12 protein-coding genes are annotated in these 14,148 nt (G+C 66.4%); 7 read left to right on the top strand and 5 right to left on the bottom strand.

Going from position 1 to position 14,148, the window contains the following annotated elements; all coding sequences use genetic code 11:
• Window positions 1–15: 15 nt before the first annotated feature.
• The 5 genes from ACQCSU_RS11120 (at window position 16) to ACQCSU_RS11100 (ending at window position 5,222) form a co-directional block, all read left to right on the top strand.
• Entirely contained in the window at window positions 16–156 is a 141-nt protein-coding gene (locus ACQCSU_RS11120; RefSeq protein WP_426975311.1) for a hypothetical protein, read from the top strand.
• 82 nt (window positions 157–238) lie between these two features.
• On the top strand, window positions 239–1,708 hold the full coding sequence (locus tag ACQCSU_RS11115; protein WP_426975310.1) for a glycosyltransferase family 87 protein: 1,470 nt from the start codon (window positions 239–241) through the stop codon (window positions 1,706–1,708).
• Complete coding sequence (locus ACQCSU_RS11110; protein ID WP_426975309.1) at window positions 1,701–3,140, top strand: phytoene desaturase family protein; 1,440 nt, start codon at window positions 1,701–1,703, stop codon at window positions 3,138–3,140. The genes ACQCSU_RS11115 and ACQCSU_RS11110 overlap by 8 nt, the downstream gene beginning before the upstream one ends.
• A 97-nt stretch (window positions 3,141–3,237) precedes the next feature.
• A complete protein-coding gene (locus ACQCSU_RS11105; protein ID WP_426975308.1) occupies window positions 3,238–4,569 on the top strand; it encodes a histidine kinase in 1,332 nt (443 codons plus the stop codon).
• Window positions 4,566–5,222: a response regulator gene (locus ACQCSU_RS11100; protein ID WP_426975307.1), complete on the top strand. Its 657-nt coding sequence runs from the start codon at window positions 4,566–4,568 to the stop codon at window positions 5,220–5,222. Before ACQCSU_RS11105 ends, ACQCSU_RS11100 begins: the two co-directional genes overlap by 4 nt.
• Before the next feature lie 41 nt (window positions 5,223–5,263).
• Here the strand turns inward: ACQCSU_RS11100 and ACQCSU_RS11095 are convergent, their stop codons facing one another.
• The 4 genes from ACQCSU_RS11095 to ACQCSU_RS11080 form a co-directional block, all read right to left on the bottom strand.
• Window positions 5,264–6,100, bottom strand: coding sequence for a carbohydrate ABC transporter permease (locus ACQCSU_RS11095; RefSeq protein WP_426975306.1), 837 nt, complete (start codon window positions 6,098–6,100; stop codon window positions 5,264–5,266).
• Window positions 6,097–7,068 carry a carbohydrate ABC transporter permease gene (locus ACQCSU_RS11090; protein ID WP_426975304.1) on the bottom strand — a complete coding sequence of 324 codons (972 nt, stop codon included), beginning with the start codon at window positions 7,066–7,068 and terminating at the stop codon, window positions 6,097–6,099. Before ACQCSU_RS11090 ends, ACQCSU_RS11095 begins: the two co-directional genes overlap by 4 nt.
• Before the next feature lie 6 nt (window positions 7,069–7,074).
• Window positions 7,075–8,370, bottom strand: a complete 1,296-nt coding sequence (locus tag ACQCSU_RS11085; protein WP_426975303.1) for an ABC transporter substrate-binding protein — start codon at window positions 8,368–8,370, stop codon at window positions 7,075–7,077.
• Between the two features lie 73 nt (window positions 8,371–8,443).
• Window positions 8,444–9,658, bottom strand: coding sequence for an aminotransferase class V-fold PLP-dependent enzyme (locus ACQCSU_RS11080; protein WP_426975302.1), 1,215 nt, complete (start codon window positions 9,656–9,658; stop codon window positions 8,444–8,446).
• Between the two features lie 250 nt (window positions 9,659–9,908).
• On the opposite strand from ACQCSU_RS11080, the gene ACQCSU_RS11075 reads away from it, so the two are divergent.
• Complete coding sequence (locus ACQCSU_RS11075) at window positions 9,909–10,595, top strand: FadR/GntR family transcriptional regulator (protein WP_426975301.1); 687 nt, start codon at window positions 9,909–9,911, stop codon at window positions 10,593–10,595.
• Between the two features lie 102 nt (window positions 10,596–10,697).
• Window positions 10,698–12,686, top strand: a complete 1,989-nt coding sequence (locus ACQCSU_RS11070; protein WP_426975300.1) for a penicillin-binding transpeptidase domain-containing protein — start codon at window positions 10,698–10,700, stop codon at window positions 12,684–12,686.
• A gap of 85 nt (window positions 12,687–12,771) precedes the next feature.
• Here ACQCSU_RS11070 and ACQCSU_RS11065 read toward each other — a convergent pair whose 3' ends face one another.
• A complete protein-coding gene (locus ACQCSU_RS11065) occupies window positions 12,772–14,148 on the bottom strand; it encodes an aspartate aminotransferase family protein (RefSeq protein ID WP_426975299.1) in 1,377 nt (458 codons plus the stop codon).

Below are 14,148 nucleotides of genomic sequence, written 5' to 3'. Positions count from 1 at the left end.
AGGGAGGTGACCACCATGATGCACAAACTCCGGGCCGTCCTGCTCTTCATCCGGAAGCCGGCACCGAGGCACACGACGCTGTTCAACGAAGCACTCCTCGACCAGAAGCGTGACGACGTATTCATCGCCCTGCACCAGATTGGCCTCCTCCGCTGACGCCAGAGACCTTCGGTCCCCCGCCCGTCCCCGGATTGGCAGAGACTGCTTGGGCACCAGCTGCCCCGGTAAGCTCAAGGGCATGCAGGAGACAAAGCCGCCGGAGCACCGCAAGCGGGTCCGACTGGTCATCCCGAGCCGCAGCGACCCGTTGCTGAGGAACTTCACGGAGCTCATTGGGGGCCCCATGGGCCACCGTGCGGCCCCTGGGGTCGTCTCCCCCGGATTCTTTACCGTGGAACGCGTTCTCATCATGCTCACCGTGCTGGCAGCCTTGGCGGGGATTCTCCTCAAGTCCTACTGCCGCGGCAACGGCTGGGAAACGCCGGGGCAGTTCTATGCCACGTGCTACTCGGACTTCCCCGAACTATTCAGGAACCGCGGCCTTGGCGAGGGTGCTTTCCCGTTCGTAACCAGGGAAACATTCTTCGAGTACCCCGTGCTGATGGGACTGATCGCCGGCGTCACCGCACTCCTGGTGCCTGGCGAGGGCGTCAGCAGCGACCGCATTCTGGCCTACTTCGACGTCAATGCCGCCCTGATCGCCGCCGTATGGATCGTGACGGTGCTGGCCACGGCCCGGATGACCCGACGGCGCCCCTGGGACGCCGCCATGGTGGCCGTCGCCCCCGGCATTGTCCTGGCCGGAACCATTAACTGGGACATGTGGGCGGTCGCTCTGCTGGCCCTGGGCATGTACTTCTTCTCGCGGAACAAGCTGGTGCTCGCGGGGATCTTCATTGGCCTCGGCACGGCCACCAAGCTCTACCCTCTACTGATCCTCGGTGCCATTCTGCTGCTTGCCCTCCGCACGGGCCGCTTCCGGCCGCTGCTGGTCACTGCCGGATCCGGCGCCGCGGCCTGGCTGGCCGTCAACCTGCCGGTGGCCGCCCTCAACCCGGACGGCTGGAAGTACTTCTACCAGTTCACCCAGGATCGGCCCGCCGGGTACAGCTCGCCATGGTTTGCCTATAACCTCGTGGCCGGACGCCTCGGCTGGATACCCCTGCAGGCCGACACCATCAACACCCTGGCCCTGAACCTCTTCGTCCTGGCCTGCGCCCTGATCGCGGCACTCGCCCTGGCCGCACCGCGGCGGCCCAGACTCGCGCAGCTCGCCTTCCTGATCGTGGCAGCCTTCATCCTGACCAACAAGGTCTACTCGCCCCAGTTCGTACTGTGGCTCATTCCGGTGCTGGCCCTCGCCCGGCCCCGCTGGCGGGACTTCCTGATCTGGCAGACCATCGAGGGCCTGCACTGGGCCGCCATCTGGATGTATCTTGGGCAGGTGACGAGCGGCGGAGTGGCCCAACACAACATCGACATGCCCTACTACGTCCTGGCCGTAGTGTTCCACATGCTGGCCACTGCGTACCTGATGGCACGGGTGGCCTGGGATATTTGGGACCCCGGCTATGACGTCATCCGGCGCCACGACATGGACGACCCGCACGGCGGACCCTTCGAACACGCACCGGACTGGCTGCGGCTTGACCCGGCCCGGCCGTCGGCGTCCCTGCTGCCCTGGCGGAAAGCCGCGGCAGATGCCTGACGTCGCCGTCGTCGGCTCCGGCCCCAACGGACTCGCCGCCGCAGTGACGCTGGCCCGGGCCGGGCTCAAGGTCCATGTCTACGAGGCGGCCCCCACCCCAGGTGGCGGCCTGCGCACCGCCGAACTGATGGAACCGGGCCACTTCCATGACATCTGTTCGGCGGTGCACCCGATGGCCCTGGCTTCCCCCTTTTTCCGCGAGTTCGGGCTGTCCCTGCGGATCCGTCTTGAGATGCCGGAGGTTTCGTACGGTTCACCGCTCGACGGCGGCCGGGCGGCCTTGGCGTACCGCTCGCTCGAACGGACCGCCGCCGGGCTGGGGCGGGACGGCGCAGCATTCCGCCGCCTGATGTCCCCGCTCGTGGACCGGGTGGAGGGCATAGCGGATCTCACCCTGAACCAGCTGCTGCGGGTGCCGCGGGACCCCGTCGCTGCCGGACTGTTCGGCCTCCGCACGCTGGAACAAGGCTCCCGGCTGTGGGGCGCCAGGTTCCGGGAAGAGCTGGCGCCCGCCCTGTTGACCGGGGTCGCGGCCCACGCCGTCTCACCGCTGCCCGCCCTGGCCGCGGCGGGCGCGGGACTCCTGCTGGGGGCTTTGGCGCATGCCGACGGCTGGCCGGTTCCGCTCGGCGGATCAGCGGCGATCGCCCAGGCCATGATGGCGGACCTCGAGGCCCACGGCGGAGTTGTGGAAACGGAGGCGCGGATCGGCTCCCTGGCGGACCTTCCTCCGGTGCGGGCCACCCTGCTGGACGTGGCGCCTCCCGGGTTGATCCGGCTGGCGGATGGAAGGCTCCCCGACAGGTACCGGCGCGCCCTCGAGTCGTTCCGGTTCGGGAACGGGGCCTGCAAGGTCGACTTCATCCTCTCCGGCCCGGTGCCCTGGGCCGCCCCGGGGCTCGCCGACGCCGGTACGGTGCACGTGGGCGGCACTCGGGCCCAAATGGCCGAGGCAGAGAACCTCGTCGCAGCGGGACGGCATCCCGAGCAGCCCTACGTACTGGTCTCCCAGCCGTCACGCTTCGACGCGGGACGCGCACCGGAGGGCCGGCACGTCCTGTGGAGCTATTGCCATGTTCCCGCCGGCTCCCACGTGGACATGGGCGAGGCCGTGATTGCCCAACTGGAGCGCTTCGCCCCGGGATTCCGGGACGTGGTGGTCCAATACCGGGTGACCACTGCGGCCGGGCTGGCGGCGTACAACGAGAACTACGTCGGCGGCGACTTCGGCGCCGGCCTGATGGACCTCCGGGGCCTGGTGCGGCGTCCGGTGCTGGGTCCCGTGCCGTGGCGGACCCCGCTCCGCGGGGTGTACCTCTGTTCCTCCTCGACCCCTCCGGGCCCCGGAGTGACCGGCATGCCGGGGTTCCACGCCGCAAGATATGCCCTGAAGGAAATATTCGGCCTGCCCGTCCCCGGACTCCGCCCCTAGCCGCCAATTGTCAGGCAGCATCAACCAAAAGGGTGATCCTGGCTGCGCAGCCCCGGTTCCAGCCGGAATCGGCCCGGCCCGGCACTACGCTGAATCTATGGACGGCAAACTTACGGGCGCGGATGCGGAGTCCACCGGGGCCGCCGTGATTCTGCGGATCCTGCGGGTGAGCCTCCACGTCGGCTTCGCCGTGTTGCTCCTCGTGGCGCTGGTCCGGCTGCTGGCCGCGGGTCTGCGGGGGCCGGGCTGGCTCACACTGGGCCTCGCCCTGGTCCTCGCCGCCGTCTACCTGCTCGGGACGGTGCTGGAGAAACGCCGCTCCGCCGACCCGTCCCGCTTCGATCCGAAGCCGTATGCCGTGTGGTGGCTGGGCGCCGTGTCCCTCCTTTGGCTGCTCCTGATCTGGGCCAGCGCTGACTTCGTCTGGCTGGCGTTCCCGCTCTTCTTCCTGCAGCTGCACATTCTGCCGCGGCGGCTCGCGCTGCCGGCCATCGCCCTCAGCACGGGCCTGCTGGTCGCTGCGCTGTGGTTCCACAACCGGGGACCGGAAGGGAACGCACTCGAGCTGCCGATGGTGCTGGGGCCGGTGTTCGGAGCGGCGTTTGCCGTGGTCACGGGACTCGCCTACCGGGCGCTGTACCAGGAGGCCGAAAACCAGCGGCTGGCCGCCGAAGAGCTGCGCCGTACCCGCGCCGAACTCGCCCGGAGCCAGCACGACGCCGGAACCCTCGCCGAGCGCTCCCGGCTGGCCCGCGAAATCCACGACACGCTCGCCCAGGGTTTCTCCAGCATTCTGCTGATGGGCCGCGCGGCCGAGAAAGCCCTCGAGAACGGCGACACAGCCACCGTCCGGGACCGGCTCCGCACCGTCCAGGAGACCGCATCGGCCAACCTGGCCGAGGCCCGCAACTTCGTCCGGGGGCTGCAGTCCCCCGCCCTGGCGGAGAACTCGCTCGTGAACAGCCTGCGCCGGCTCTGCGAAAAAACCGAAACCGAGGCCGCCGCCCGCGGAACCGGGATCCGCTGCCGCTTCGACCTGGAAGGGACTCCCGTGCAACTCCCCAGCCCGTACCAGACCACCCTGCTCCGCGCTGCGCAGGCCAGTCTCGCGAACGTGTGGGTCCATGCGAAGGCGGGCACCGCCGTCGTGACCCTGTCCTTCCTGGGCAGCGAAGTCGCGATGGACGTCTACGACGACGGCGTCGGTTTCGATCCGGCCGCTCCGGGCGACCCGGCCGGGCGCCCTGACGGCTCCGGCTACGGGCTGAGATCCCTGCGCGAACGGGTGGCCGCGCTGTCCGGCAGCCTGGACATCGAGTCCACACCGGGCGAAGGGACCGTGGTGGCCATCAGGCTCCCCCTCGCAACCGGCGCGAACGCGGACAAGGAACAACCGGCCCAGGAACACGCGGACAAGGAACAGCCGTGAGCGACATCCGGGTGCTGCTCGTTGACGACCACCCGGTGGTCCGGGCCGGGCTGAGAGCCATGCTGGGCGATTTCGACGGCATCACGGTCGCCGCCGAAGCTTCCGACGGGGGTGCCGCGCTGGCGGCGCTGGCCCGGCTCAACACCCTGGGTGAGCCGGTGGACGTCGTGCTCATGGACCTGCAGATGGGCGCGGGGATCGATGGCGTCACGGCGACCGGCAGGATCAAGGCGGGCGAGGCGGGGCAGCCGGCGCCGCCGGTGCTCATCCTCACCACCTATGACTCCGACGCCGACATCCTGGCGGCAGTCGAGGCCGGCGCCAGCGGGTACATCCTCAAGGACGCGCCGCCGGAGCAGATCCGCCAGGCCGTGCTCTCGGCGGCAGCAGGGCAGACGGCGCTGGCCCCCGAGGTCGCAGCCCGGCTGATGGGCCGGATCCGGAACCCGGCACCGGCCCTGTCCGGCCGCGAAATCCAGCTCCTCGAACTGCTCGCCACCGGCCTGGGCAACAGGGGCATCGCCAAGCAGCTGTTCATTTCTGAAGCGACGGTCAAGACGCACCTGGTGCACATCTACGGCAAGCTCGGCGTGGACAACCGCACCGCCGCGATCGCGGTGGCCACCCAGTGCAGGATCATCAGGCGCTTCTAGCTAAGCGCGACACAACCGGAGCATTTCTCTGATCCCCGGGCTCAGCCCTTGACGGAGCCGGCAGTCAGCCCCTGGACGATGAACTTGCTGGCAAAGGCAAAGATGGCCAGCGTCGGCACAACCGTCAAAACCGCGGCTGCAGACATCGATCCCCAATCAATGTTGAAACTTGAGATAAACCCTGCCAGCGCCGTCGGAATTGTCTTGTTGGAATCGCTGTTCATCAATGTCACCGACAGGAACAGCTCATTCCAGCAGTTCACAAAATTGAAGATGAAGCTTGCGGCCACGCCCGGCAGCATGACCGGAACCAGGACCCTGAAGAGCGCACCCAGCCGGGAACAGCCATCGATCATGGCGGCTTCCTCAAGTGCATCGGGGACGTTTTCGAAGAATCCGCGCAGCATGATGGTGCAAAACGGGATGCAGATCGCAATGTAGATCAGGATCAGCCCGGTCTTGGAATCCACCAGCCCAAAGTTGCTCATCATGAGGTACAGCGGCCCCAGGGCAATGAATCCCGGAATCATCTGGGTGATGAGGAAGGCCCCCAGCACCGCGCCGCGTCCGGCGAACTGGAACCGGGCCAGGACATAGGCCGAGAGCAGCGAGATCAGGGTGGCCACGGACGATGCCACCAGGGCCACGACCAGGCTGTTGACCATGTACTGGCCGAAGTCCGACTTCGTGAAAAGCCCGATGTAGTTTTCCAGGGACAGCTTCCGCGGCCAGTAGTCCAGGGGCAGTGCGTAGATGGCGCCCGGTTCCTTCAAGGAGGTGATGATGATCCAGTACAGCGGAAAGACCGTGGCGACGAGGCACAGCCCCAGAAAGACGATCTTCGCGACCCGCCCAGCGAGACTCTGTCGGTTGATCATTTGTCTCCCTTTCGAAGGCGGACCGCCATGAGGTAGAAGGCGGCGAAAAGCATGAGGGTGACGACGACGATCAGGCCCAGTGCCGAGGCCTTGCCGTAGTCGCCCTCCTGCGTAATTTTGATCATGTAGGTGGTGATGATGTGCGTCTGGTCGGCCGGACCGCCGCCGGTCATGGCGAAGATGATGTCCGGGAAGTTAAAGATCCAAATCACCCGCAGCAGGATGGTCAGGGCCAAGGTGGTGGCAATGCTGGGCAGCGTGATGTGGAAAAACGTCCGCACCTTGCCGGCACCATCCAGCGCCGCGGCCTCGTACATCTCCTCCGAGACGGACTGCAGGGCCGCGAGGATCATGATGGCGAAGAAGGTGACGCCGTACCAGATGTTGGCGATGATGATGGCGGTCATGGCGAAGCCGGGTTGAGCGAGCCACGGGATGGGCGAGCCGATCAGCCCGGCCTTCATGAGCAGATCGTTGACCACGCCAAACTCGGCGTTGAACATCCAGCGGAAGAGCATGCCGATCAGGAAGCCGGAGACGGCCCAGGGGAAGAAGATCATGGCCTGGTAGGCCCCGCGCATCCTGAACCGCCGCTTCAGGAACAGCGCCACGGCAAAGCCGATGACCACCTGAGGGACGATGGAACCAACAACCCACACCACGGTGTTGCGGACGATGCCCCAGAATTCCGGTGCATCCAGCAGAGACTTGAAGTTGCCAAACCCGACCCACGAGGTGTCGGAGAGGTCGTTCAGATTCCAGTTGCGGAACGCCATCTGGCTGCCGGCGATCATCGGATAGTAGGTGAAGATGCCGACGAACACCGCCGCCGGTGCCAGGAAGGCCAGCAGGGTGAGGGCTGTCCTGGAATTGAAGCGCTTCTTGGACTCATTCCTGTTGCGCGACCCGGACGGTGCGTCCCTCCGTACGGAGGGACGCACCACCGCGCGCTCGGTGTCGAGAGCCACTGTTGGCTAGCCTGCCATCTTTTGGGACCAGTACGTGTCCCAGCTGGCGAGCAGCTCTCTGGTGGTCATCTGCCCGGTCAGGACGCGCTGGAGTTCGCCGTCGGACTTCTTGATCCACTCGGTCCACCAGGACACGCCGCGCGGCTGGACGGCGGAGATGTACGTCTGCGGGTTATCCGTCATGGTGACGTAGGCGGCCCAGGGGCCGGTGCTGTAGAAGCTGTCCTTCGCGGCGGACTTCAGGATCGGCACCAGGCTGTTCTCCTTGTCGAAGGTGGTGGCCGCATCGCCCTGGGAGAGGTACTTGATGAGTTTCACTGCCTCGGGCTTGGCCTTGGAGCTGGCCGCAATACCCCAGCCGGCGGAGGCGACGGGCTGGATGGCCTTGCCCGTGGGGCCGACCAGCAACGGTGCCACGTTCCACTGGTCGGAGGTGATGGACTTGGACTCACGGACGGTGGCGATGACCTCGGGATCCTGCAGCAGGAACGACGTCGACCCGTTGGTGAAGCCCTGCACCATTTCGGGGTAGCCCCAGGCCACGGAGGAGGGCGGGGAGCCCTTCTTGAACAGGTCGATGTAGAGGTCCATGGCCTCCTGGGCCTTGGGCGAGGAGAAGATGGTCTTGCCGCTGGCCAGCTTGAAGGCGTTCTCTTTGTCGATCTCTTCGGCCACATGGGCCTCGATGATGGCGACGGCGTTGGAGTTGGCGTTGGCGCCGCCGCGGAATGCGTAGCCAAACTTGTTCTCCGCGGGCTTGTTGAGCGCGGTGGCCTGCTTGAGCATGTCGGACCAGCTGGCCGGCGGACCGGAGAAGCCGGCGTCCTTGACCGTATCCGTGCGGTAGAACAGCGACAGGCCGTAGAAGCCGTAGGGAATGTAGTACGTCTTGCCGTCCTGCTTGGAATAGTTGACGGCGTTCTCCGTCAGGTTGTTCCAGCCGTCCCAGCCCTTGAGGTCCTCGGTCATGTCGTAGAGCCACTTGTTGGCGCCGAAGGACCCCACCGTGATGTCGCGGGCCTCGACGACGTCGATCCCCTTGCCCGACTGGAGCATCTGCTGGATCTTCTGGTCGGCCTGGTCCGTGGGCGGCGAGATCAGCTCCACCTTGATGTTCGGGTTTTCCTTCTCGAAGCCGGCAACCAGCTTCTTGATGGTGTCCGTCCGCGTCGGGTTGGTGAGGCTTTCCACCATCTTCAGCGTGACGTTGCCATTGGCCGCCGGTTCGGCGCTGCCACAGCCGGCGAGTGCAAGAACGACTGCGAGGCCTACGGCGGCGGACGTGGTGAATCTGGATTTCACGGGGGTTCCTCCATTGACTGACTTGTTGGGGTGCGTGGTCATCGGGCCGGCAGGGCGGCGGCGACGGTGGTGCTTAGCTGGTGCGAGCGAGCCGGACCAGCTCCGGGACGGCCTTTTCGGCGAAGATTTCGTAGTCCCGCGGCGAGTTGTACAGATGGGCGGAGATTCTGAGGAAGCCGTGGCCGCCAAAGGTGGTGATGGCTGTTTCAATGTCGAGCCGGTCCGAAATGTAGCCGCGGATGGCATGGGAGGCCTCATGCGTGGTGGCAAGACCCTTCGGCAGTCGGACCAGGCGCAGCGGGCCAACTGGCATGCCGACGTCGGCCGTGGCGTCTTCGCCGGTGGCATCGGCAAAGGCCCCTTCAATCAGGGACTGGCCGTAGTCGCCGAGCTCCCTGGCGTAGCTGCGGAACCTCGCCCAGCCGTAACGATCCTCGATGGTATCGAATGCGGTCCGTGCCGCCATCCACGACGTCACGTCCTGGGTGCCGACGTGGTCGAAATTCTCGGGAAAGGCGTGCGGGAAGCCCCACGAATCGATCAGGGGTTCCAGGGTGTTAGCCAGAGCGCCGCGCGCCACGAGTGCCGCGGTTCCCCTCGGTGCGCATGCGAACTTGTGGAGGTTTCCCACCCAGAACCCGTCGAACTCCGGCACGGGGGACTCCAGGACGCCGGGTGCGTGGGCTCCGTCCACCAGGACGGGCACGCCGTGGGCGGCAGCCGCCTTGGCGATCGCCTCGACGGGGAAGGCTCGGGCTGTGGCGGAGGTGATCTGGTCAACCACTATCAGAGCCGTCCTGCTGGTGACCTCCGCCATGACAAGGGTGCAGACGGTCTCTGCATCGGCGTCGAGCGGGATGTCGGCGGTGCGGACTAGGCCCCCGCACTTTCGTGCAACGCGCTGCGCACCCTCCAGCACGGCACCGTAGGTGTGGTTGGTGGTCACGATTTCCGCGCCGGGAGCAAAAGCCAGCGAGTTGTAGACGGTACTGACGCCCGCGCTGGCGTTGTGCACGAGAGCCAGGTCAAGGGCCCGGACGCCGAGGAAGTCTGCGATCTCTGCCCTGGCCGTGGCCACCAAGGCGAACTGCCCCATGAACCAGGGGCAGGGGTTGTCGTCCATGCGCGCCTTGAGTCGGTGCTGCATGTCCTGGGCGGCGCGCGGAACGGAGCCGTAGGAACCGTGGTTGAGGTGGACCTTCGACGGAGTGAGGGTCCAGTCGGACATCGAGGGCAGGCCCTCAGGGGTCATCATCAGGTGCGGTGCCGTCAGGGGTGTTGAGAACACTGGTGGCCTTCTCGTTAGGGGAGTGGACTGAATTGTCTGTAAGTTACATCACAACCAACACCAAGACAACAGACAATCTTGATAAGTCATGAGATGACTTCAGGAAATGTACCCCAATAACCGGTGATACGCCCGAAATTCCAGCAAAGAGATATGATGACTTTTAATCAAAGTATGACAGCATGATCCACTGGCATCGGCGCACTGAGAGTGCGGTAGCGTGTCACTGGGAGTTGAAGGAGGCAGCGAATTGGGTGCAGTCGAGACGGCGATGCAGGGCCTAAGGAGCAAGATTGCCTCGGGCGAGCTCGCGGCAGGGCAGAAGTGCCCACCCGAGGCGGAGCTTTCCGCCCAGCTTGGCGTGTCGCGCAGTTCACTGCGGGAAGCAGTACGGGCCATGTCGGCCCTTGGCGTGATGGAATCCCGGCACGGATCGGGAACCTATGTCTCCTCGCTTGAACCGACGGTCATCCTGCAAAATTTCGCCCTGCTGGTGGACTTGCTTCCGCTGGACGGCTTGCTGGAACTCCTTGAGATCCGCAGGCTGATGGAATCCCACGCATCCGCCGCTGCGGCCGCGAATGCCACGCCTGAGGTTTTGGCCAAGCTGGAGGGGCTGGTGGCCAGCATGGCGGCCACGGATAGTCCATCCGAGTATTCCGATCTTGACTCACGGTTCCATGAGGAAATCTGCCATGCGAGCGGCAATTCAACACTCGCGGCGTTGGTCGATCTCTTCCGGTCCCGCGGCGGCCACTTCCATATCTTCGACGGTGAGGAGGGCCCGGCTGTGAGGGCAGGCAGCACTGCTGGCCACCGCGCCATCGTGGAGGCGATAGCCAGCCGTGACCCGACGATGGCCGCCACCGCAGCAGCTGCGCATATTGCCCAGACGGAGTCCTGGCTCAAGAAGCTCAGGCCGGCCCCGCGGCTCTAGCTAGTCCCGGTTCCGTGGGTCAGCGGACCCTGGGCAGCGCAATAACCCCGGCAAACGCCGTGTGACAGGGGAATTGTCCGGGGCTCGGGGCATAATGGCGCGGTGGGGAACTTACCTAAACTTTCACTTGTCCTTATCGGTCTCATTCTTGGCGCCTCCCTGGTGGGCTGCGACGACGGCCGGGCCGGCGCGCAGGATGCCGCGAAACAGCTGGCGTCCGCCGTTGCCGCGCTCGACGTCGGCTCCGTCCCGTTCGACGGCAAGGAATCCGGCGCAGCCAATGAGCAACTAAACGCGGTGTTCAAGGCACTGGAGCCTGCCAAACCGGCTGTGCAGTCAGGCGAGCTGACCCTCGACTCCGGCACGGCCACCGTCCCGCTCAACTACAGCTGGAAAATCGGCTCCGAAGAGTGGAAGTACACCACCTTCGCCCAGTTCAAGAAGTCCGGCGACAAGTGGCCCACGGTGTGGAATCCGGCAACCCTGGTGCCTGAACTGGCTGACGGAGAAATCCTCAGCATGTCGGCCGAATCGCCGCAGCGTGGTGCGATCCTCGGCGCCGGGGACGTCCCCCTGGTGAGCTACCGGCCGGTGGTGAACGTCGGCATCGACAAGCCTCTGCTCGGCGCGGCCGACGCCGCGGATGCGGCCACCAGGATGGCCCAGCTCGTGGGGGTGGACCCCGCCGCTTATGCGCAGCAGGTGGAGGCATCCGGACCCCAGGCGTTCGTTGCCGCCATCACCCTGCGCGCGGACGGCCGCACCGTCACCGATGAGCAGATTGCCGCGATTCCCGGCGGCCGGGCCATCCCGGACTCGCTGCCGCTGGCACCCACCCGCACGTTTGCGCGTGCCCTGCTGGGCACGGCCGCCGCTGCCAGCGCGGAGCAGATCGAAAAATCCGATGGAGCGCTGAAACCCGGAGACACCATCGGTACGGGCGGCCTCCAGCAGCAGTACGATGCCCAGTTGCGGGGCACGGATTCGACCGTGATCCGGGCCCAGAAAGCAGGGCTCACAGCCGAGGAACTCAAAGCGGCGTCCCCCGATCCGCGCCGGATCCTGTTTCAAGTCCAGGGGAAACCGGGAACGCCGTTGCAGACCACCCTGGATTTGAACCTTCAGCAGCTTGCCGAGGACGTCCTGGCCAAGGTGGGGCCGGCATCGGCGATCGTGGCACTGCGCCCGTCCACCGGAGCCGTCCTCGCGGCCGCCTCCGGTCCCGGCAGCAACGGCTACAACACCGCAATGCTGGGCCAGTACGCCCCCGGCTCGATCTTCAAGATCGTGGACTCCCTGGCCATGATCCGCAACGGAATGACCCCGGAATCCAAGGTTGATTGCCCCGCGACGCTCACCGTGGACGGCCGGACCTTCAAGAACGCCGAGGGCTATCCCGCTTCCTCGCTGGGCTCGGTAACACTCCGGGACGCCTTCGCCCACTCCTGCAACACCGCCTTCATCAACGCGCGGGACGGCGTGAGCCAGGCCCAGCTGGAAAGCGCCGCCACATCACTGGGTGTCGCCGTCGAAGCCCCTGCGCTGGGGGCCGCGGCGTTCCTGGGCTCCGTCCCCGGCGAGGCCGAAGGCACCGAGCATGCCGCCTCGATGATCGGCCAGGGCAAGGTGCTCCTGTCGCCGCTGTCCGCCGCCGTCATGGCCGGCTCGGTCGCCAAGGGCGCCCCCGTCTCCCCGCAGCTCGTCCTGAACCCGAATGCCGGCGGCGCCGACCCGGCTGCCACGTCCGCACCGTCCCCGGCGGCGGCAGGGGCCACGCCGACGGTGTCCGCCGAGCCCCCCGCGAAGACCTCCGGAACACCGGTGACAGCAGCGGAGGCGGCCTCGCTCGCGGACATGATGCGCGCCGTCGTGACGTCCGGCCATGCCGGCTTCCTGGCCTCCGTGCCCGGCGCACCGGTAGGCGCCAAGACCGGCACGGCCGAATTCGGCAAGGACGACCCGCCCAAGACCCACGCCTGGATCGTGGCCGTGCACGGCGACCTCGCTGTGGCCGTGTTCGTGGAGGACGGTGGCCTCGGCGCCACCACCTCGGGCCCGCTGCTGAAGGAGTTCCTCACCGCCGCGGGCTGATCCCGGGCACTGCCGGCCGAGGATGGCGGACGCTTCTTCCCCCGATCTGAAGGAGCGTCCGCCATCCTCACGCGGAAGGCGGGTCTCAGGCGGAGAAGCCGTCCGCGATGTCCAGGACTTCGTCGAGAATGGCGAGGCCGGACTTTGTGTCCTGCACGCTGGTGTTGCAGGGCGGGACCACATGGATGCGGTTGAAGTTGGCGAACGGCAGGAGGCCGCGCGACTTGCAGGCCGCCACGAGCTGGTTCATTTCCGGACTCGAGCTTCCATAGGGAGCCAACGGTTCGCGCGTTGCGCGGTCCTTGACCAGTTCGATGGCCCAGAAGACGCCCGTGCCGCGCACTTCGCCGACCGAGATGTGGTTTTCGGCGAAGCCGGCAAGGGCCGGGCCGATCACGTTCTCGCCGAGGAACGCAGCATGTTCCACGATCTGCTCATCCGCCATGGCGTTGATCGTGGCCACGGCCGCCGCCGTCGCGAGCGGATGGCCGGAGTAGGTCAGTCCGCCCGGGTAGACCCGTTGTCCGAAGGTTGCCGCGATCTCGGGGCTGATGGCCACGCCCCCCAGCGGGACGTATCCGGAGTTCACGCCTTTGGCAAAGGTCAGCAGGTCCGGGACGACGCCGAAGTGCTCGACGGCGAACCACTTGCCGGTCCGGCCGAAGCCCGCCATCACCTCGTCGGCGATGAGGACGATGCCGTGCCGGGTGCACAGTTCACGCACGCCCTGCAGATATCCCGGGGGTGGCATGTATATGCCGGCCGTCCCGGGAATCGATTCCAGGATCAGTGCCGCGATGGTGGACGGACCCTCGAAACTGATCAGCTGCTCCAGGTGCTCGAGCGCCCGCTGGCTTTCCTCCTCCTGCGTCGCGGAGTGGAAGGCTGTGCGGTAAAGGTACGGGGGGAAGAAGCGGACGGCTCCGGCGCTGCCGTTGTCGCTGGCCCAGCGGCGGGGGTCGCCTGTGAGGTTGACGGCCAACTGCGTCCCGCCATGGTAGGAGCGGTAGGCCGAGAGGACCTTGTGCCGGCCGGTGTGCAGCCGCGCCATGCGGACGGCGTGCTCGTTGGCGTCGGCGCCCCCGTTGGTGAAGAAGATCTTGTCCAGTTCACCCGGTGTTCGTTCGGCAATCAGGCGCGCGGCCTCCGAGCGGGCGTCGTTGACGTAGCTCGGCGCGATGGTGCAGAGCTTGGTGGCCTGGGCTGCGATGGCGGAAACGACGGCGGGGTGCTGGTGGCCGATGTTCGTGTTGACCAGCTGGGAGGAGAAATCGAGGTACTTGTTGCCGTCTCCGTCCCAGACGTGCGATCCCTCGGCCGCCGTGATGACCATCGGATCCAGGAGGTCCTGGGCGGACCAGGAGTGGAAGACGTGCTTGCGGTCGAGCTGGTACGCCCGCTTGGCGGCGGCCGTGTGGACGCCGGCCTGCGGCTGGGTGCCGCTTTCAATCGTGGAAGTCAT

Source organism: Pseudarthrobacter sp. O4 (assembly GCF_050157025.1).
GTDB lineage: Bacteria > Actinomycetota > Actinomycetes > Actinomycetales > Micrococcaceae > Arthrobacter.
The sequence above is the reverse complement of the archived record's forward strand: the minus strand, read 5'-3'. Positions and strand labels throughout refer to the sequence as shown.

Excerpts from the sequence above, each read along its gene's own strand:
- ACQCSU_RS11115 (WP_426975310.1), top strand. The coding sequence starts at position 239 with ATGCAGGAGACAAAGCCGCCGGAGCACCGCAAGCGGGTCCGACTGGTC.
- ACQCSU_RS11120 (WP_426975311.1), top strand. The coding sequence starts at position 16 with ATGATGCACAAACTCCGGGCCGTCCTGCTCTTCATCCGGAAGCCGGCA.
- ACQCSU_RS11065 (WP_426975299.1), bottom strand. The coding sequence starts at position 14,148 with ATGACTTCCACGATTGAAAGCGGCACCCAGCCGCAGGCCGGCGTCCAC.
- ACQCSU_RS11105 (WP_426975308.1), top strand. The coding sequence starts at position 3,238 with ATGGACGGCAAACTTACGGGCGCGGATGCGGAGTCCACCGGGGCCGCC.
- ACQCSU_RS11095 (WP_426975306.1), bottom strand. The coding sequence starts at position 6,100 with ATGATCAACCGACAGAGTCTCGCTGGGCGGGTCGCGAAGATCGTCTTT.
- ACQCSU_RS11110 (WP_426975309.1), top strand. The coding sequence starts at position 1,701 with ATGCCTGACGTCGCCGTCGTCGGCTCCGGCCCCAACGGACTCGCCGCC.